This window comes from Achromobacter sp. F4_2707 (assembly GCF_047501535.1).
In the GTDB taxonomy this organism is placed as follows: Bacteria; Pseudomonadota; Gammaproteobacteria; order Burkholderiales; family Burkholderiaceae_B; genus Yanghanlia.
Genome location: NZ_JAZDRJ010000007.1, coordinates 90,856 through 110,704 on the forward strand (window position 1 = coordinate 90,856; position 19,849 = coordinate 110,704).

General features: G+C 57.3%; 16 protein-coding genes. 13 read left to right on the plus strand and 3 right to left on the minus strand.

The window, feature by feature from the left end; genetic code table 11:
- Positions 1-226: 226 nt before the first annotated feature.
- On the minus strand, positions 227-1,216 hold the full coding sequence (locus VRY85_RS08545) for a malate dehydrogenase (protein ID WP_414598164.1): 990 nt from the start codon (positions 1,214-1,216) through the stop codon (positions 227-229).
- A 365-nt stretch (positions 1,217-1,581) separates the two neighbouring features.
- Here VRY85_RS08545 and VRY85_RS08550 point away from each other — a divergent pair, with 365 nt between their 5' ends.
- The 8 genes from VRY85_RS08550 to VRY85_RS08585 all read left to right on the plus strand — a co-directional run bounded on the left by VRY85_RS08550 (position 1,582) and on the right by VRY85_RS08585 (position 7,906).
- Positions 1,582-2,352, plus strand: a complete 771-nt coding sequence (locus VRY85_RS08550) for a GntR family transcriptional regulator (RefSeq protein WP_414598165.1) — start codon at positions 1,582-1,584, stop codon at positions 2,350-2,352.
- A 100-nt stretch (positions 2,353-2,452) separates the two neighbouring features.
- Complete coding sequence (sdhC, locus tag VRY85_RS08555) at positions 2,453-2,866, plus strand: succinate dehydrogenase, cytochrome b556 subunit (RefSeq protein ID WP_414598166.1); 414 nt, start codon at positions 2,453-2,455, stop codon at positions 2,864-2,866.
- Positions 2,866-3,246 carry a succinate dehydrogenase, hydrophobic membrane anchor protein gene (sdhD, locus tag VRY85_RS08560; RefSeq protein ID WP_414598167.1) on the plus strand — a complete coding sequence of 127 codons (381 nt, stop codon included), beginning with the start codon at positions 2,866-2,868 and terminating at the stop codon, positions 3,244-3,246. The genes sdhC and sdhD overlap by 1 nt, the downstream gene beginning before the upstream one ends.
- A gap of 3 nt (positions 3,247-3,249) precedes the next feature.
- The gene (gene sdhA / locus VRY85_RS08565) at positions 3,250-5,025 is read left to right on the plus strand and encodes a succinate dehydrogenase flavoprotein subunit (RefSeq protein WP_414598168.1); all 1,776 of its coding nucleotides are present in this window, start codon (positions 3,250-3,252) and stop codon (positions 5,023-5,025) included.
- 12 nt (positions 5,026-5,037) lie between these two features.
- Positions 5,038-5,754 carry a succinate dehydrogenase iron-sulfur subunit gene (locus VRY85_RS08570; RefSeq protein ID WP_414598169.1) on the plus strand — a complete coding sequence of 239 codons (717 nt, stop codon included), beginning with the start codon at positions 5,038-5,040 and terminating at the stop codon, positions 5,752-5,754.
- Positions 5,755-5,785: 31 nt separating this feature from the next.
- Positions 5,786-6,046 (plus strand): succinate dehydrogenase assembly factor 2, encoded by a 261-nt coding sequence (locus tag VRY85_RS08575; protein WP_414598170.1) that lies wholly within the window; start codon positions 5,786-5,788, stop codon positions 6,044-6,046.
- Positions 6,047-6,065: 19 nt separating this feature from the next.
- Positions 6,066-7,370 carry a citrate synthase gene (locus tag VRY85_RS08580; protein ID WP_414598171.1) on the plus strand — a complete coding sequence of 435 codons (1,305 nt, stop codon included), beginning with the start codon at positions 6,066-6,068 and terminating at the stop codon, positions 7,368-7,370.
- 113 nt (positions 7,371-7,483) lie between these two features.
- Positions 7,484-7,906 (plus strand): hypothetical protein, encoded by a 423-nt coding sequence (locus VRY85_RS08585; RefSeq protein ID WP_414598172.1) that lies wholly within the window; start codon positions 7,484-7,486, stop codon positions 7,904-7,906.
- A gap of 99 nt (positions 7,907-8,005) precedes the next feature.
- Here VRY85_RS08585 and VRY85_RS08590 read toward each other — a convergent pair whose 3' ends face one another.
- A complete protein-coding gene (locus tag VRY85_RS08590; RefSeq protein WP_414598173.1) occupies positions 8,006-10,303 on the minus strand; it encodes an NADP-dependent malic enzyme in 2,298 nt (765 codons plus the stop codon).
- A gap of 336 nt (positions 10,304-10,639) precedes the next feature.
- Here VRY85_RS08590 and VRY85_RS08595 point away from each other — a divergent pair, with 336 nt between their 5' ends.
- The 5 genes from VRY85_RS08595 (at position 10,640) to VRY85_RS08615 (ending at position 18,935) form a co-directional block, all read left to right on the plus strand.
- On the plus strand, positions 10,640-13,510 hold the full coding sequence (locus VRY85_RS08595) for a 2-oxoglutarate dehydrogenase E1 component (RefSeq protein WP_414598174.1): 2,871 nt from the start codon (positions 10,640-10,642) through the stop codon (positions 13,508-13,510).
- A gap of 43 nt (positions 13,511-13,553) precedes the next feature.
- Positions 13,554-14,765 (plus strand): 2-oxoglutarate dehydrogenase complex dihydrolipoyllysine-residue succinyltransferase, encoded by a 1,212-nt coding sequence (gene odhB / locus VRY85_RS08600; RefSeq protein WP_414598175.1) that lies wholly within the window; start codon positions 13,554-13,556, stop codon positions 14,763-14,765.
- A 128-nt stretch (positions 14,766-14,893) separates the two neighbouring features.
- The gene (gene lpdA, locus VRY85_RS08605) at positions 14,894-16,321 is read left to right on the plus strand and encodes a dihydrolipoyl dehydrogenase (protein ID WP_414598176.1); all 1,428 of its coding nucleotides are present in this window, start codon (positions 14,894-14,896) and stop codon (positions 16,319-16,321) included.
- Between the two features lie 148 nt (positions 16,322-16,469).
- A complete protein-coding gene (zapE, locus tag VRY85_RS08610; protein WP_414598177.1) occupies positions 16,470-17,561 on the plus strand; it encodes a cell division protein ZapE in 1,092 nt (363 codons plus the stop codon).
- Positions 17,562-17,597: 36 nt separating this feature from the next.
- Positions 17,598-18,935 (plus strand): tryptophan--tRNA ligase, encoded by a 1,338-nt coding sequence (locus VRY85_RS08615; RefSeq protein ID WP_414598178.1) that lies wholly within the window; start codon positions 17,598-17,600, stop codon positions 18,933-18,935.
- Positions 18,936-19,001: 66 nt separating this feature from the next.
- Here VRY85_RS08615 and VRY85_RS08620 read toward each other — a convergent pair whose 3' ends face one another.
- Positions 19,002-19,847: an ABC transporter permease gene (locus VRY85_RS08620; protein WP_414598179.1), complete on the minus strand. Its 846-nt coding sequence runs from the start codon at positions 19,845-19,847 to the stop codon at positions 19,002-19,004.
- Positions 19,848-19,849: the final 2 nt, after the last annotated feature.

Here is a 19,849-nt window from a genome sequence, read left to right on the forward strand (position 1 = left end):
GGGCGAGTTCAGCGGCCGCTCTGTCCAGCGCCGGAGGTGAGGGCAGCCCGAAGGGCCGGTGAGGGGCACATTTCTTCAGGGGCTCAACCACGCTGCGAGTAAAAGACCAAGCCGCGCACCAAAGACTCACCTCGCGCCAACAATCCACCCACTCCAGCCACCCACAAAAAAAGCGCGCCAACCAAAGTTGACGCGCTTTCCAAAAAGCAAATAGACGATCCGAAGCTTACTTCAGCAGATCCTTCACGCCATCACGCTCTTCCAACAGTTCATTCAGCGTGAAATCCATGCGCTCACGCGAGAACTCGTCGATCTCCAGATCACGCACCATCGTATATTCACCGTTTTCGGTGGTCACCGGGAAACCATAGATGATGCCCTCAGGAATACCATAGGAGCCGTCAGACGGAATACCCATGGTGACCCACTTGCCATTCGAGCCCAGTACCCAGTCGCGTACATGGTCGATTGCAGCATTCGCAGCAGAAGCAGCAGACGACAGGCCGCGCGCGTCAATAATCGCCGCGCCACGTTTGCCCACGGTAGGAATGAAAGTATCGCGGTTCCAGGCGTCGTCATTGATCAACTGCGCCAGGCTCTCGCCCCCAACGGTCGCGAAGCGGATATCCGGGTACATGGTGGGCGAGTGGTTGCCCCACACAATCAGCTTCTCAATATCGGCCACCGGCTTGCCGGACTTGGCCGACAACTGCGACAGAGCGCGGTTGTGGTCCAGGCGCAGCATAGCGGTGAAGTTCTTCGCAGGCAGATCAGGTGCCGACTTCATGGCGATGTAGGCGTTGGTATTGGCAGGGTTGCCCACCACCAGAACCTTGACATCGCGGCTGGCGACTTCATTCAGGGCGCGGCCCTGGGCGGTGAAGATCTGGGCGTTGACTTGCAGAAGATCCTTGCGTTCCATGCCGGGGCCGCGCGGACGGGCGCCCACCAGCAGGGCGACGTCGGCGTCCTTGAATGCTTCACGCGGATCGCTGTGTGCGGTCATTCCCTGCAGCAGAGGGAAAGCGCAATCATCCAGCTCCATCATCACGCCTTGCAGTGCCTTCTGAGCCTTTTCGTCCGGAATTTCGAGCAGCTGCAGGATGACGGGCTGATCTTTGCCAAGCATTTCGCCGGAGGCGATGCGAAACAGCAAGGCGTAGCCGATCTGGCCGGCGGCGCCGGTGACGGCGACGCGCATGGCGGGTTTGGACATGAACAAATCTCCGATAGATGGTAGGGGTAAAAAAGAGTTCCAGTGCGCCACAGTGTAAAACTTTTGACAAGGGCGCGTGGCGCTTTGTCGGCCTGGAAATCTTGCGCGGCGGAATAAAAGGTCTGCCGTGAAGGGCGGCCAGCGCCGGGCATGACAACGCCCGGAGGAAAACGGCTTAGAGTAGCGAATTGCGCAGACCGCGTCAATGCTCTTATATCTTATATAAGATAGAGGATTATTAGACAGAAGTTGTCAGGCATGCGACAATTCTGCGGTTATTCAGATTCAACTTTTCAGGGTCTGAGCGCGTCATCAAACGGCCGCTTGCGCGAGCCCGGCATGCTCTGGTCCTTACGTACTCACACATGTCCGATCAACCCATCGTCGAACGCAATACCGATACTGAGCGTGTTGGTGGAAGCGCGGCATTCAGCCCCTTGTATCAGCAGATCAAAGCCCTGCTGCTACAAGGGCTTGACCGTGGCGAATGGAAACCGGGTGAAGCGATCCCCAGCGAACTCGAGCTCGCTGCGCGCTTCCAGGTGAGTCAGGGCACGGTGCGTAAAGCCATTGATGAACTGGCGGCAGAAAATCTGCTGCTCAGGCGCCAGGGCAAGGGTACGTTTGTCGCCACGCATAGCGAAGCAAAAGTGCGCTTTCGTTTTTTGCGCCTCACGCCGGACGACGCTGAGCCTTCTGCGTCGGGCAGCCGGATTCTCGATTGCCGCCGCCTGCGGGCACCCGCCGATGTCGCTGCCGCACTTGATTTGCGTAGCGGCGACAGTGTGCTCAACTTGCGGCGAGTGCTGTCTTTCAATGATTCACCCACTATTCTCGACGATATCTGGCTGCCCGGCGCTTCTTTCAAAGGCCTGACGGCAGATCTGCTCGCGAGCAATCGCAGCCCGCTCTATGCCTTGTTCGAATCTGAATACGGGGTGAGCATGGTGCGTGCTGAAGAGAAGATCAAAGCCGTTGCAGCAGATAGTCAGCAGGCGGAACTACTCGAAGTCGCGGTAGGGCACCCGCTGCTGCAGGTTGAAAGGGTGTCGTTTACGTATGGTGACAGGCCCATGGAATTGCGAAGGGGGGCATACCTGACAGAAAGGTTCCATTACAGAAACAGCTTGAATTAACGCAACTTTCCACCCGATTTGATACCTGCGGGACAAATCGGCGAAAATGCCAGTTGCGCTTTGCAATAAATTGAATTTCAGCAATCACTTCGAGGCCATTATGTCCGAAACAGCTTCAAAGAAGCGACCACAGTACCGCAACGTCACTGTGCCGCAGATCCTGAGCTACCGTCTGCCCCTTGCGGGCAAGACGTCGATTCTTCACCGCGTCAGCGGCGCGCTCCTGTTCCTCTGTCTTCCTTTGGTCATCGTGCCCCTCTTCGGGCGCAGCGTGACGTCGCCGGAGACTTTCGCGAGTCTGACGCAATGGACCTCCAACCCGCTATTCAAGCTGGTGCTGCTGGCCATCATCTGGGGCTATTTGCATCACTTCTGTGCCGGCATCCGCTATCTGACCCTTGATCTCCACATGGGTAACGACAAGCATACCGCGCAGAAGACCGCAGCAGCCGTACTGGTGATCAGTCTCGCGCTCACCGTTGTCCTTGGTCTCAAACTGTTCGGGGTGTGGTAATGGATCAGCAAGGTTATGGCTATAAGCGGCGTGTCGTCGGTGCCCATTACGGCACTATGGACTTCATCGCCCAACGCGTCACAGGCGTCATCATGGCGGTATACACCGTTGTGTTGCTTGTCGGTTTCCTGTTCATGGGCGAACTGAACTACGAAAACTGGCGTAATCTGTTTGCTTTCACCTGTCTGGGCTTGCCCGTCGGGCAGATGCTCGCAACCGTCGCCTTCCTGTCAGTCATCTGGCATGCCTGGGTCGGTGTTCGCGATATCTGGATGGACTACGTCCGTGCAGACGGTTTGCGTCTGTTCCTTCAAGTGCTGACTCTGCTCTGGCTATTGGGCACTGTCGCCTTTTTTGCAAAAATTCTCTGGAGTCTGTAAGCCGTGGCTGCTGTCAAAAAATCTTTACCACGCCGCCGCTTCGATGTGGTGGTCGTAGGAGCCGGTGGTGCCGGCATGCGCTGTTCCCTGCAACTGGCTGAAGCCGGCTTGTCGGTGGCAGTCCTCTCCAAGGTCTTCCCGACCCGTTCACACACTGTCGCCGCTCAAGGTGGCGTTAGCGCTTCGCTGGGCAATATGAGCGAAGACGATTGGTACTGGCACATGTACGATACCGTCAAGGGTTCCGACTGGCTCGGCGACCAAGACGCGATCGAATTCATGTGCCGTGAAGCGCCCAACGCCGTTTACGAGCTTGAGCACTTCGGCATGCCGTTCGACCGTAACCCCGACGGCACCATTTATCAGCGTCCCTTCGGCGGCCATACCGCCAACTTCGGTGAGAAGCCTGTGCAGCGCGCCTGTGCAGCAGCCGACCGTACCGGCCACGCCATGTTGCACACGCTTTACCAGCGCAACGTAGCCGCACGCACCCAGTTCTTTGTTGAATGGATGGCGCTCGACCTGCTGCGCAACGAGGCAGGCGACGTGCTGGGCGTGACCGCTCTCGAAATGGAAACCGGCGAAATCTACATCCTCGAAGGTAAGAAGGTCGTCCTGGCTACAGGCGGTGCCGGCCGTATCTGGGCAGCCTCCACCAACGCCTTCATCAACACCGGCGACGGCATGGGTATGGCTGCGCGCGCAGGCATCCCGCTGCAAGACCTCGAATTCTGGCAGTTCCACCCCACGGGTGTCGCCGGTGCAGGCGTGTTGATTACCGAAGGTGTGCGGGGCGAAGGCGGCATCCTGCTTAATAAGGATGGCGAACGCTTCATGGAGCGCTACGCGCCCACCCTGAAAGACCTCGCGCCGCGCGACTTTGTTTCTCGCTCCATGGACCAAGAAATCAAAGAAGGCCGCGGTTGTGGCGATGGCAGCTATGTGGTGCTGAAGCTCGACCACCTGGGTGCGGAAACCATTCAGAAGCGCCTGCCCTCCATTCGCGAAATCGCCATTAAGTTCGGTAACGTGGATCCCATCAAAGACCCGATCCCGGTGGTGCCTACCATTCACTACCAGATGGGCGGTATTCCTACCAACATCTACGGCCAGGTCATGACCTGGGAAAATGGCGAATCTCGGGTGGTCAACGGTTTGTACGCCATTGGCGAATGTGCAGCCACCTCGGTGCACGGCGCCAACCGTCTGGGTACAAACTCGCTACTCGACCTCATTGTCTTTGGTCGTTCGGCCGGTAATCACATTGTTGATTCGCATCCTGAAAGGGAACACTCGCACCAGCCGATTCCAGAATCGGCTATCGACTTCTCTCTCGATCGCGTCAACCGCCTCGAATCGCGCACATCCGGCGAAAAAGCTCAGGATGTCGGCAACAAGATTCGTGTCGCCATGCAGCATCACTGCGGCGTTTTCCGCACGCTCGACTTACTGCAAAAGGGTGTGGAAGTCATCGAAAGCCTGGTGCCTGAAGTCGAGAATATCTACTTCAAGGACAAGTCCAAGGTCTTCAATACCGCCCGTGTTGAAGCGCTGGAGCTGGCCAACATGATTGAAGTAGCGCGCGCTACCACCAAATCGGCCGCTAACCGCACGGAAAGCCGTGGTGCTCATGCCCTGAGCGATCACCCCGAACGTGACGACGAGAACTGGCTGCGCCACACCATGTGGTTCTCTGAGGGCAGCCGTCTTGAGTACAAGCCGGTCACCATGAAGCCCCTGACTGTGGAAAGCTTCCCGCCCATGGCGCGCACGTTCTAAGCAGGAAACGAGATGACTCAAAAACGCACTGTCAAGTTTGAAATCTATCGCTACGATCCGGACAAGGACGAGCGCCCGTACATGCAAAAGCTCGAGGTCGAGCTGGAGCCCACCGACAAAATGCTGCTGGACGCCATCGTTCGCATCAAAAATGATGTCGATGACAGCCTTTCGATCCGACGCTCGTGTCGCGAAGGTGTGTGTGGTTCCGACGCCATGAACGTTAATGGCAAGAACCGCCTGGCTTGTACGACCAACATGAATGAGCTTACTGAGCCGGTTGTGCTGCGTCCGTTGCCGGGCTTGCCCGTCGTGCGCGACCTCATCGTCGATATGACGCACTTCTTCAATCAGTACCATTCGATCAAGCCGTACCTCATCAACGACCAGCCGCCGCCCGAGCGCGAGCGCCTGCAGTCGCCCGAGGCGCGTGCCCACCTCGATGGTCTGTACGAATGTATTCTGTGCGCCTGCTGTTCGACGGCATGTCCCTCTTTCTGGTGGAACCCCGATAAATTCGTGGGGCCTGCCGGTTTGCTGCAAGCCTACCGCTTCATCGCCGATTCCCGCGACGAAGCAACGGGCGAGCGGCTCGACAATCTGGAAGACCCTTACCGCCTCTTCCGGTGCCACACCATCATGAACTGTGCCGACGTCTGTCCGAAGGGCCTCAACCCTTCAGCGGCCATCGGCAAAATCAAGGAAATGTTGGTGCGTCGCACCATCTAACTCGTTAGCTCAATTATTTTTTGGATCTCTGATGAGAAAGTTGTCAGACCTGGACCGTAGGCGCTTGCGTTGGCGGGCGCGCCGCGGATTGCTGGAAAACGACCTGATCATCACGCGATTTCTGGATCAGTACGAAGCTGAGTTGACGGATGCGGACGTTGCTGCGCTCACTCTCATGTTTGAGATGAGCGACAACGATCTGCTTGATGTATTGCTTGGCCGCCACGAGCCATCGGGCGTGTACGACACGCCCGATATCCGCCGCTTGGTCGCCGTCATGCAAAAGCTATAAATATCTAGAGGAAACTGTGATGCAACTGTCTGACAAAAAGGCAACGCTGTCGTTCTCCGACGGCACTCCTTCCGTCGAATTCCCCGTTTACCAGGGGACCGTAGGCCCGGATGTTATTGATATCCGCAAGCTTTACGGCGAAACCAATATGTTCACTTACGATCCGGGCTTCATGGCCACGGCATCGTGCGAATCCGGCATTACCTACATTGATGGCGACAAAGGTCAGCTGTTGTACCGCGGTTATCCCATTGACCAGCTTGCGGTTAACTGCGATTTCCTTGACGTCTGCTACCTCATTCTGAACGGCGAACTGCCTAATGCCGAACAGAAGACGGAGTTCGATGGTCTGATCACGCACCACACCATGGTGCATGAGCAGATGCAGTATTTCCTGCGTGGTTTCCGTCGCGATGCTCACCCCATGGCCGTCCTGACGGGTTTGATCGGCGCCATGTCCGCCTTCTATCATGACTCGACGGACATCACCAACCCGCATCATCGCCATGTGTCGGCTATCCGCCTGATCTCCAAAATGCCCACTCTGGTGGCTATGGCGTACAAGTATTCCAAGGGCGAGCCCTTTGTCTACCCACGCAACGATCTCTCCTACACCGGCAATTTCCTGCGCATGATGTTCGCGACACCGTGCGAAGATTACGTGGTGAACGAAGTGGTTGAGCGTGCACTCGACCGCATCTTCATTCTGCATGCCGATCACGAGCAGAACGCCTCGACTTCTACCGTACGTCTGTGCGGTTCGTCTGGCACCAACCCGTTCGCGGCCATTGCTGCGGGCGTAGGCTGCTTGTGGGGCCCGGCTCATGGCGGCGCCAACGAAGCTTGCTTGACCATGCTTGAAGAAATTCAGGCTAACGGCGGCTTGGAATACGTGGGCGAGTTCATGGAAAAGGTCAAGGACAAGAGCTCGGGCGTACGCCTGATGGGCTTTGGCCACCGCGTCTACAAGAACTATGACCCCCGCGCCAAGCTGATGCAGGAAACCTGCAAAGAAGTGCTGGGAGCCCTGGGCCTTGAGAACGACCCGCTGTTCAAGCTGGCCATGGAACTTGAGCGCATCGCCCTGGAAGATCCGTACTTCGTAGAGCGCAAGCTGTACCCGAATGTGGACTTCTACTCCGGCATCGTTCAACGCGCCATCGGCATTCCTACCTCGCTGTTTACCGCCATCTTCGCGCTGGCGCGCACAGTGGGCTGGATCGCTCAGTGGAACGAAATGCTGTCCGATCCTAACTACAAGATCGGCCGCCCGCGTCAGCTTTACACGGGTGAAACCGAACGCAACGTTCCTGCTAACAGGTAAGGCTCTGCACCGCCCGCGGCTCCCGGCATACTTGCCGGAAGTCGCGGGCGGTTTTCTTTTGATTTTCAGGGGCCCGGGGCTTTGATGGCGGCCAGGCCGGGCAGTGGGGCAACATGGCGCGCCAACTCAGTCTCTCTCTTGACCGCTGGCCGGTTCCTTTGGATAACGGTTTGTATGACCGAGCGGTCGCTCATCGCCAAGCGTTCGAACAACGTTGCGCCGGCGGCACTGTTTCTATCACATTGTGGGTGCTGGAAGTCGTGCCCGATCTTTATATCCAGGCCTGTGAAGTGGTTCTTGGGGGTATTCGTCGCGAGACGCCTTTGCGGCTGTCGCCACGTAACCGCTACGACAGCCCCGAAGCCGCTTTACGGGCGGCAGCGCAGAAAGCAGCGCGGGAGCTGAAAAACCACCGTCGCTCTTCCGGTTTGTATCCGGATCATCAATCAACACTCTTGCGTGCGACCAACTGGCTTGAAGACATGCTGCAGCAATGTGATTATTTATTGGACCGCCAAGTGAATCTTTTTGGCTGAGCTTCTACAGCCTTTTCTTTCCTGAAATCTTCCTGCCTGAAAAATGGCCTCCAGTCCGTTAGGAAAGGAGGCCATTGATACCTACTGAAGGCGGAACATTTACAGTTTGCCTTCCGCTTTTTCCTGTTGCGCATCAACGGCGGCGAGAGCCGTCATGTTGACAATGCGCCGCACCGTGGAGCTGGTGGTGAGGATATGCACAGGCCGCGCCGCCCCCAACAAGATGGGGCCCATGGCTACGCCGTTGGCGCCTGTCATCTTCAGCATGTTGTACGTGATATTGCCCGCATCCAGATTGGGCAAAATCAGTAGGTTGGCCGGCCCCTTGAGAGTCGAGTCTGGGAAAGCGCGCAGGCGGATGCTTTCCGATAAAGCCGCGTCGGCATGCATTTCGCCATCGACTTCCAAATGGGGTGCGCGTTCGGCAACCAGGCGGCGTGCTTCGGCCATCTTGATAGACGAAGCGGTCGGACGGCTACCGAAATTGGAATGCGACAGTAAGGCGATTTTCGGCACCACCCCGAAACGCTGGACTTCTTCAGCCGCTTGTATGGTCATTTCAGCGACTTCTTCTGCGGTCGGGTCTTCATTCACGTGAGTGTCGCAGACGAAGATGGAATGCGTCGGCAGGGTCAGCACGTTCATCGCCGCAAACGTACGGGCGCCTGGCTTCAGGCCGATGACTTCTTTAACGTAGCGCAACTGGTTATCGAACTTGGTGGAGACCCCGCAAATCATGGCGTCGACGTCGCCGCGCTGCAGCAACATGGCGCCAATTAGCGTGTTGTGCTTGCGGATCATGGATTTCGCCAACTCGGGTGTCACCCCTGCACGGCCGCGCAGCTGGTAATAGGCTTGCCAAGTTTCATTGAAGCGGTCGTCGGATTCGGGGTTAATGATCTCGAAATCAACCCCAGGCACAATACGCAGCGCGAATTTCTTGATGCGCATCTCGATGACGGAAGGCCGACCGATCAGCACCGGGAAAGCCAACCGTTCGTCGATGATGATCTGAGCCGCTCGCAGTACGCGCTCATCTTCACCGTCGGCGTAGATCACACGCTTGAGATCAGACTTGGCTTCCATGAACAGGGGCCGCATCAACTGACCCGTACGGTAGACTAGGCCCAGCAGTTTTTGCCGGTAGCCTTCCATGTCTTCAATGGGGCGGCGGGCGACGCCGGAATCCATGGCGGCCTGTGCGACAGCTGGGGCCAACTTAATGATTAAGCGTGGGTCGAAGGGCTTTGGAATAATGTATTCCGGCCCGAAGCTCAACTCTTCGCCAGCATAGGCGGTGGCGACCTCGTCATTGGGCTCGGCTTGCGCGAGCTCGGCGATGGCCCGCACGCAGGCCAGCTTCATTTCCTCGTTAATGACGGTGGCGCCGACATCCATGGCGCCGCGGAAAATGAAGGGGAAGCACAGAACGTTGTTGACTTGGTTGGGGTAATCGGAACGGCCGGTGGCAATCACGCAGTCGGGCCGGGCTTCCTTGGCGACTTCAGGGCGAATCTCAGGGTTGGGGTTGGCCAGCGCCAGAATCAGAGGGCTGGGCGCCATGGTTTTCAGCATTTCCGCTGTTAGCACGCCCGGGGCTGAACAGCCCAGGAATACGTCGGCATCAACGCAGACATCAGCCAGCGTGCGCGCTTCTGTGCGTTGCGCATAACGAGCCTTGTTGGGCTCCATATTGGCTTCCCGGCCTTCATAGATGACGCCGCGAGAGTCGACGACATAGATGTTCTGGCGTTGAACGCCTAATTGAACCAGCAGATCCAGGCAGGCGATAGCGGCCGCGCCGGCGCCCGAACACACCAGCTTCACTTCGCTGATATTCTTGCCAACCACTTTCAGCCCATTCAGAATGGCGGCCGAAGAAATAATGGCTGTGCCGTGCTGATCGTCGTGGAAAACCGGAATCTTCATGCGCTCGCGCAATTTCTTTTCAATATAAAAGCATTCCGGTGCTTTGATATCTTCGAGATTCACGCCGCCCAGTGTGGGTTCCAGGGCCGCAATAATGTCCACCAGTTTGTCGGGGTCGTTTTCGGCCAGTTCAATATCGAATACATCAATGCCGGCAAATTTCTTGAACAAGCAGCCTTTGCCTTCCATTACGGGCTTTGCCGCCAGCGGCCCAATATTGCCCAGACCAAGAACAGCCGTGCCATTGGTAATGACGCCCACAAGATTGGAGCGTGAAGTGTATTTGGCGGCTGCGTCTTCGCCACCAGCATGAATGTTCATGCAGGCAAACGCTACGCCAGGCGAATAGGCCAATGAAAGATCATCCTGATTGGCCAGCGGTTTGGTGGGCGTAACTGAAATCTTGCCCGGAGTCGGCGACGCGTGATAATCAAGCGCGAGCTTCTCCAGATCGTCGTTGGCGTGCATGGTGGATACTCCAAAATATCAAACAAAAAACCGAGGAATGAGCAAGAATATCATCCACAGGAAATGCGGCAATGCAGCAATTTCGGTGGTGCGATGCAGCAATTGGGCATAGTGTTTGCTTATTCCAACGATTCCATTCATGAAACAGCGTATTGCATGGTCGAGAATGACGGATGCTAAGATCAGGAGGTTATACTAAGTCCACTATATGGCTTGTAGCGCCGCCGTATACCCGTTACCTTCTGTCCTCCGCTATCCGCTATCCGGTTTGGCCGTGTCGCGGAAGGTTGTCCTGCACATAAACGAGCGAGACGCTCGGCTAGGTGAAGCGAATATATGTCATCTGAAAAAGAGCTTTTGTCCACCTCCTATTTATTTGGGAGCAACGCGCCGTACGTTGAGGAGTTGTACGAATCCTATCTGGATAATCCAGGCTCCATTCCTGAAGAATGGCGCGATTATTTTGATCAGCTGCAAAACCAACCCGCGCCTGGCGGGACTGAGCAGACACGCGATCAGGCCCATGCGCCTATCGTGCAATCGTTCGCCGAGCGTGCCAAGGCTAATGCCTTTGTTGCACATGTTCCCGAGCCCGATCTCTCCGTAGCCAGCAAACAGGTTTCCGTGCAGTCGCTCATTGCGGCTTACCGTTCCCTTGGCGTGCGCTTCGCTGACCTCGACCCGCTGAAGCGCCACGAGCGTCCCACGATTCCCGAGCTCGATCCTGCGTTCTACGGCCTCACCGAAGCCGACCTGGATCGCGTCTACGCTGCAACTAATACCTATTTCACCAAGGCTGATTCCATGACCTTGCGTGATCTGCTCAATGCGCTGCGCGACACCTATTGCCGCAGCATTGGCGCAGAATTCATGCACATCTCCGACCCTAGCGCCAAGCGCTGGATTCAAGAACGCCTGGAATCCACCTACGGTACGCCCTCGTTTACGCCCGAAGAGAAGCGCAATGTTCTGCAGCAGCTCACGGAAGCCGAAGGCCTGGAGCGCTACCTGCATACCAAGTACGTCGGTCAAAAGCGCTTCTCACTCGAAGGCGGCGAAAGCTTTATTGCCTGCATGGACGAAGTCGTTAATCATGGCGGCGAGAACGGCGTGCAAGAAATCATTGTCGGCATGGCTCACCGTGGCCGTCTGAACATGCTCGTCAACATCATGGGCAAAATGCCGGGTGAGCTCTTCGCAGAATTTGAAGGCAAGCACGCAGAAGGCCTGACCGACGGCGACGTTAAATACCACAACGGTTTCTCCAGCGACCTTTCCACGCGTGGCGGCCCCGTACACCTGTCGCTGGCGTTTAACCCCTCCCACCTCGAAATCGTTAACCCGGTGGTCGAGGGCAGCACACGCGCCCGCCAAGATCGTCGTGGTGATGAACTAGGCACGCAAGTTCTGCCGGTTCTGGTGCACGGCGACGCGGCTTTCGCAGGGCAGGGCGTGGTTATGGAAACCCTTAACCTGGCCCAGACGCGTGGCTATGGCACGGGTGGCACGCTGCACATCGTTATCAATAACCAAATCGGTTTCACCACATCCGACCCGCGCGATACACGTTCCACGCTGTATTGCACCGACGTGGTGAAAATGATCGAAGCACCGGTCTTCCACGTCAATGGCGACGACCCAGAAGCCGTGGTCTTTGTCACGCAGTTGGCACTGGAATACCGCATGAAGTTCCGCCACGACGTCGTGGTGGATATCGTTTGCTTCCGTAAGCTGGGCCACAATGAGCAAGACACGCCTTCGCTCACCCAGCCGCTCATGTACAAAAGCATCAGCAAGCATCCGGGCACTCGCAAGCTCTACGCTGACAAACTCGTTGCGCAAGGCGTACTGCAAGCAGAAGAGCCGGATGAAATGGTTAAGGCCTATCGTCAGATTCTCGACGATGGCCAGCGTACCATTGAGCCCGTGCTGACCGATTACAAGAACAAGTACGCCACCGATTGGTCTCCGTTCCTCACAGCTAAATGGACCGATCACGCCGACACCGCTGTGCCGCTGTCGGAACTCACCCGCATCGGTGAAAAGCTCACCACGGTGCCGGAGGGCTTTACGGTTCACCCGCTGGTCAAGCGCCTGCTGAATGACCGGCGCGCCATGGCGCGTGGTGAAGCGCGTGTAGACTGGGGCATGGCCGAGCACCTAGCTTTCGCCACCTTGGTTGCCAGTGGCTATCCCATCCGCATTACGGGTCAGGATTCCGGCCGTGGCACGTTTACCCACCGTCACGCGGTATTGCACGATCAGAACCGTGAACGCTGGAACGACGGCACGTATATCCCGCTGCAAAACGTCACGGAGAATCAGGCTTCATTCACGGTGATCGACTCTGTGTTGTCTGAGGAAGCAGTACTGGCATTTGAGTACGGTTATGCTGCTGCTGAGCCCAACACCCTCACCATTTGGGAGGCCCAGTTCGGCGACTTCGTCAACGGCGCCCAGGTTGTGATCGACCAGTTCATTACCTCCGGCGAAGCTAAGTGGGGCCGTCATTGCGGTCTAACCCTCATGTTGCCGCACGGCTACGAAGGGCAGGGTCCGGAACACTCCTCGGCACGTATCGAGCGTTTCTTGCAGCTGTGCGCCGACAACAACATCCAGGTCGTCCAGCCCACCAATGGTGCGCAGATCTTCCACTTGTTGCGTCGCCAGATGATTCGCCAGTTCCGTAAGCCGCTCGTCATCCTGACGCCCAAGTCGCTGCTGCGCAACAAAGACGCTACGTCGCCGCTTGAAGACTTGGCTAACGGCCAGTTCCTGCCTGTTATTGGCGAAGCCGATGCCAGCATCGATCCAGCAGGCGTACAGCGCGTCATCGTGTGTTCCGGCAAGGTCTACTATGACCTCGTCAACGCCCGCCGCGAAGGCGAGCGCAACGATGTCGCCATCTTGCGTGTGGAACAGCTGTATCCCTTTGCGCACAAAGCCTTCCAGGCCGAATTCAGCAAGTATCCGAATGCCACGGAAGTCGTATGGGTACAGGACGAGCCCAAGAATCAAGGGCCGTGGTTCTATATTCAGCACCACTTGTATGAGAACATGACGGAAGGCCAGAAGCTCGGCTACGCAGGCCGTGCTGCATCGGCTTCCCCGGCTGTGGGTTACCTGGCCAAGCATATCGAGCAGCAACGCGCCTTGCTCGAAGCCGCGCTGGCGCCCAAGTTCAAGGGCTTCATGCTGACCAAGTAATCAACATTCACAGAAACTTAAAACACCAGAAACGGATACCAATATGGCAATTACTGATGTGCTCGTTCCCCAGCTTTCGGAGTCGATTTCGGAAGCCACTTTGCTCGAATGGAAGAAGCAGCCCGGTGAAGCAGTGGAACTCGACGAAATTCTGATCGAAGTCGAAACCGACAAGGTCGTGCTGGAAGTGCCCGCACCGGCCGCTGGGGTTCTGAAGGAAATCGTCAAGGGTGACGGCGCGACCGTGACCGCAGGCGAAGTCCTGGCTCGCATCGATACCGAAGGCAAGGCCACCGCTGCAGCAGCGCCTGCGGCTGAAGCGCCTGCCGAAGCGGCGCCCGCTGCGGCTGCCGCGCCTGCTGCCACCGCTACCGCTATCACCTCGCCCGCTGCCGGCAAAATCCTCGCTGAAAAGGGTGTTGACCCGGCCAGCATCGAGGGCACAGGCCGTGGTGGTCGCATTACCAAGGGCGACGCGCTTGGCGCCAGCGCTGCTGCCGCGCCGGCACAGAAGCCTGCCGCACCCGTGGCTCCGCCCACGCTGTCGCTCGACGGCCGCCCGGAACAGCGTGTTCCCATGAGCCGCCTGCGTGCTCGCGTGGCCGAGCGTCTGCTGCAGTCCCAGCAAGAAAACGCCATCCTGACGACTTTCAACGAAGTCAATATGCAGGCCGTGATGGATCTGCGCCGCAAGTACAAGGACAGCTTCGAGAAAGAGCACGGCGTGAAGCTGGGCTTTACCTCCTTCTTCGTGAAGGCCGCAGTGGCTGCACTCAAGAAATACCCGATTGTTAACGCTTCGGTTGACGGTAAGGACATCATCTACCACGGCTACTTCGACATCGGTATCGCTGTCGGTAGCCCGCGTGGCCTGGTTGTGCCCATTCTGCGTAACGCCGACCAAATGTCCATCGCTGAAATCGAAAAGACCATCGCCGACTTCGGCAACCGTGCTCGCGACGGCAAGCTGACGCTTGATGAGCTGACCGGCGGTACCTTCTCGATCTCCAACGGCGGCGTGTTCGGTTCCATGTTGTCCACCCCCATCATCAACCCGCCTCAGTCGGCCATCTTGGGCATTCATGCCACCAAGGAACGCCCGGTTGTGGAAAACGGCCAAATCGTCATCCGCCCGATGAACTATCTGGCACTGTCCTATGACCACCGCATCATCGACGGCCGCGAAGCCGTGCTGTCGCTGGTGGCCATGAAGGAAGCACTGGAAGACCCGCAGCGTCTGCTGCTGGACGTCTAATGCTCCAGGGCGCCTGATCTGCCCCGGCAAGGCTGAATCCAGTGTTTTCTGAGTTCGGCCCGCCGGGGTTTTTCCTTGGCGTCATCGTGAGCGTTTCCCTCCAATAATTTCAAAGACAGAGAAAGAACATGGCAAAACAATTTGATCTCGTGGTGATTGGTGCAGGCCCCGGCGGCTACATCGCAGCCATTCGCGCAGCACAACTGGGCATGACAGTCGCCTGCGTTGACGCAGCCAGCACCGCCGATGGCAAGCCCGCACCCGGTGGCACCTGCACCAACGTAGGTTGCATTCCTTCCAAAGCCTTGCTGCAGTCGTCTGAGCACTACGAGCAGGCCAAAGAGCACTTTGAAGACCACGGCATCGAAGTTAAGGGCGTCAGCCTTAAGCTCGATAAGCTGCTGGCTCGCAAAAATACCGTCGTCAAGCAGAACAACGACGGCATTCTGTATTTGTTCAAGAAGAACAAGATCAGCTTCTTCCACGGTACCGGCGCATTCTCCAGCAAGGTTGATGGCGGCTGGAGCATCAAGGTAGAAGGCAAGGACGAAGAAGAACTCGTCGCCAAGCACGTTGTCGTAGCGACTGGCTCGACCCCCCGTCAGCTGCCCGGCCTGGAATTTGACGAAACCACGGTGCTGTCCAATGACGGCGCCCTGAGCATTCCTTCGGTTCCCAAAAAGCTGGGCGTCATTGGTGCTGGCGTAATCGGCCTGGAACTGGGCAGCGTGTGGCGTCGTCTGGGTGCGGAAGTCACCGTGCTCGAAGCCATGCCTGACTTCCTGGCAGTGGCCGATCAGCAGGTTGCCAAAGAGGCCCTCAAGGCATTTACCAAGCAAGGCCTGAAGATCGAAACCGGCGTCAAGATCGACGAAGTTAAAACATCGTCCAAGGGTGTATCTCTTGAATACACCGATGCCAAGGGCGAAGAGCACAAGCTCTCCGTTGATAAGCTCATCGTTTCGATTGGCCGTGTGCCCAATGTACAGGGTCTGAATGGCGAAGCCGTGGGCCTCAAGCTTGATGAGCGTGGCTTTATTGCAGTGGACGACGAGTGCCGCACCAACCTGCCCAACGTCTGGGCCGTTGGCGACGTGGTGCGCGGCCCCATGCTGGCGCATAAGGCAGAGTCCGAAGGTGTGGCAGTGGCTGAGCGCATTGCCGGCCAGTACGGTGATGTTAACTTCGACACGATTCCGTCGGTAATTTACACCTCGCCTGAAATTGCCTGGGTGGGCCGCAATGAACAGCAGCTCAAGAAGGATGGCGTAGCCTACAAGGCCGGCAGCTTCCCCTTCATGGCCAATGGTCGCGCGCGTGCACTGGGTGACACAACCGGCTTCGTGAAGATCCTGGCCGACGCCAAGACGGACGAAGTTCTGGGTGTGCACATCATTGGGCCGACTGCTTCCGAACTCATCGCTGAAGCCGTCACCATTATGGAATTCCGTGGCGCAGCCGAAGACATCGCACGCATCTGCCATGCTCACCCGACGCTGTCCGAAGCAGTCAAGGAAGCAGCACTGGCTGTAGACAAGCGCACGCTGAATTTTTAAGCGATTGGGCATCTTGTGATGATTCCCGAGTTTTTCGGGAAGTGCCGTCGCCAGGCAGCAACCTCCGTTTACGGGGGGCTCCTGGCCCGGCATAGTTCAAAAAGGGCGGCCGCAGTTCCGCCCTTTTTTCTTTCAAGTTTGGCATTTCATGAACGTACGCGAGTATTACCGCAAGGCGCTTGCCGAGCGCGGGTATCAGCCTGATGCCGCTCAAGAAGCGGCCATTGATCGTCTCCAGCGTTATTACGACGAATGGATCAGTTTCAAGAAAGCGCGGTCTTCACGCATCAAAAAACTGCTCAAACGGCCCGCCGTGCCGCGCGGCGTTTACTTATGGGGCGGGGTGGGGCGAGGCAAGAGCTTCATCATGGATGCCTTCTATCTAACGGTGCCGGTCAAGCGCAAAACCCGTTTGCATTTTCACGAGTTCATGCGCGGTGTACATGCCGAACTTAAAAAAGTGCGCGGCCAACAAGACCCGCTAGAGGAAGTGGCGCGCCGCATCGCCAAGCGCTATCGGCTGATCTGCTTCGATGAATTCCATGTGTCGGATGTCGCCGACGCTATGATTCTTCACAAGCTGCTGCTGCATTTGTTCGAGCATGGTACGTCCTTCATCATGACTTCCAACTACGAGCCCGACACCCTGTACCCGGACGGCCTGCATCGCGACCGTATCCTGCCTGCTATTCGTCTGATTAAGAATCAGATGGATATACTCAATGTAGATACGGGGGTGGATTACCGGCGCCGCAGCCTGGAGCAGGTTCGGGCTTACCTCACACCGCTTGGCGAGGAAACTACAGCCCAATTGCGTGCCGACTTTGAGCGCCTGTCTGATACGGCGCCGATGGAGCCGGTGCTGGAAATTGAAAACCGCGAGCTGACTGCCATTGCGCTGGCTGGCAGCATTGTTTGGTTTGACTTCGATACGCTATGCGGTACGCCCCGTTCGCAGAACGATTATCTGGAACTTGCAACCCGTTTTGAAGCGGTGATTTTGTCCGATGTGCCTCGTATGACGGCGCGTCAGGCTTCAGAAGCACGGCGTTTCACCTGGCTGATTGATGTGTTTTACGACCACAAGGTCAAGCTCATCATGTCGGCCGAATGTCCGCCGGAAGAGCTCTATACTGACGGGCCTATGTCCAATGAGTTCCACCGCACTGTGTCGCGCATTGTCGAGATGCAGTCACGTGAATACCTGGAATCCGAACGTCGGGCCGCCGTCGCTTTATAGGCGCGGCCCCTTACTGCCCATTCACAGTCGAACAATATGAATACGCGAGTCCTCACCGGCATTACGACCACCGGCACTCCTCACCTGGGTAACTACGCTGGTGCGATCCGGCCTTCCATTCAAGCCAGTACCCGCCCAGACGTCGATGCTTTCTACTTCATGGCGGATTACCACGCACTCATTAAGTGCGACGAGCCTGCCCGCATAGCCCGTTCACGCCTTGAGATTGCAGCGACCTGGCTGGCGGCAGGGCTGGACCCTGAACGCGTGACCTTTTATCGTCAATCAGACATTCCAGAAATTCCCGAACTCTGCTGGATGTTGACCTGCGTAACAGCCAAGGGCCTGATGAACCGGGCCCATGCATACAAAGCTGCGGTTGATCAAAACGTGGCACGCAATGTTGATGAAGATGACGGCGTGACCATGGGGCTGTTTTCCTACCCGGTTCTCATGGCGGCCGATATCCTGATGTTCAATGCGAACAAGGTGCCGGTCGGCCGCGACCAGATCCAGCACCTGGAAATGGCTCGCGATATTGCCCAGCGTTTCAACCACCTGTATGGCCAGGGCGAAGACCTTTTCGTGCTGCCTGAAGTGCAGGTAGATGATGATGTCGCCACGCTGCCGGGCCTGGATGGGCGCAAGATGTCCAAGAGCTACGACAACACGATTCCGCTGTTTGAAGGCGGCAGCAAAGCCATGCGTGCGGCGGTCATGCGTATCGTCACCGATTCGCGTGGGCCAGGCGAACCCAAGGATGCGGAAAGCTCACACCTGTTTACCTTGTACCGGGCTTTTTCCTCGCGCGAACAGGCAGCGACATTTAAGCAGGCGCTGGAAGACGGGCTGGCTTGGGGTGAAGCTAAAACACAGCTTTGTGAATTGCTGGATGCCGAGCTTGGCCCTATGCGTGAACGCTATGCCGATCTGATTTCTCGCCCTGACCGTCTTGAAGACATTCTGCAAGCCGGGGCTGTCAAAGCGCGTAAGCTGTCCGTCCCGTTTATTGAGCGCCTGCGCGAGGCCGTCGGCTTGTGCCGCAGTATTTCCGTGAGTGCGGCAGCGGCTCCGTCCACGACCAAGTCCAAAGGTAAGGCGGCCCGCTTTGTGAGTTTTCGTGATGAAGGCGGCAAGTTCCGCTTCCGCCTGATTGGCGCGGATGGCGTCGAGCTTCTGCTTTCGGAACCCTTTGATGATCCGAAAGCAGCGGGAGCGGCGATCAAGGCATTGCAACAGCCACAGGCTTTGCAAAGTATGGCTGCGCAAGAGGGCGGCATGGTCAGTGTCAGATTGGATGGCCGCGTGGTGTGTCAGTACGCCGAAGAGGTGGCTGCCGATGTCGAAGCCGCACTGGCTTCTATGGGCGATTAAGCCTGCAGCATTCCCACCTGCCGGTTTTGCCCGGCAGGCGGGTGCTTTCAGCGTTCTTTCTGAACGTTATTCTGATGTCGCGGGTCGGGTGGCGCGGGCCTGAGCGCGGCCACGCAGCCATTCCAGAGTGAGCAACAAAGTAGTGGACAGAATAATTAACACGGTTGCCACTGCGGCGATGATGGGGCTGATGTTTTCGCGTATGCCGGTAAACATCTGGCGTGGCAATGTCACCTGTTGAGGGCCAGCTAAGAACAGCGTGACCACGACTTCATCGAATGATGTGGCAAATGCGAATAAGGCTCCCGCGATCACACCTGGCGCAATCAAGGGCAGCGACACCGTAAAGAAGCTGTAGATGGCATTGGCGCCCAGGCTGTTAGCGGCCCGCACCAGGTTGTGATCGAACCCTTGTAAGGTGGCGCTGACTGTGGTGAGCACAAACGGCGCACCCAGAGCGGCATGAGAAAGAATCAGCCCGGTATAGCTATTAGCCAGCCCATAAGGGGCGTAGAACAGATAAATCCCTACCCCCACCACCACTAAGGGCACAATCATCGGGGAAATGAGTACCGCCATTAGCAGGCCCTTGCCCGGGAATTTCGCTTGGTTCAGGCCAATGGCCGCCATGGTGCCTAGCACCGTGGCAATCAAGGTGGCGGCGGGCGCCACAATGAAGCTGTTGCGGGTGGCACGCATCCAATCTTCTGATTGCAGCAGCGCCTGGTACCACTTGAGAGAAAACTCCGGTATGGGGTAGAGCAACAGGCTGCCGCTGCTGAACGACAGCGGGATGATGACCAGCACCGGCAGCAGCAGGAACACCAGGGTAAGCAGACACAGCCCACGCAGTACCTGCCGCCAGATTCGCTCTACCAAGGAAGTGTAGGGAGGAAGGGCATGTGTTTTCATGA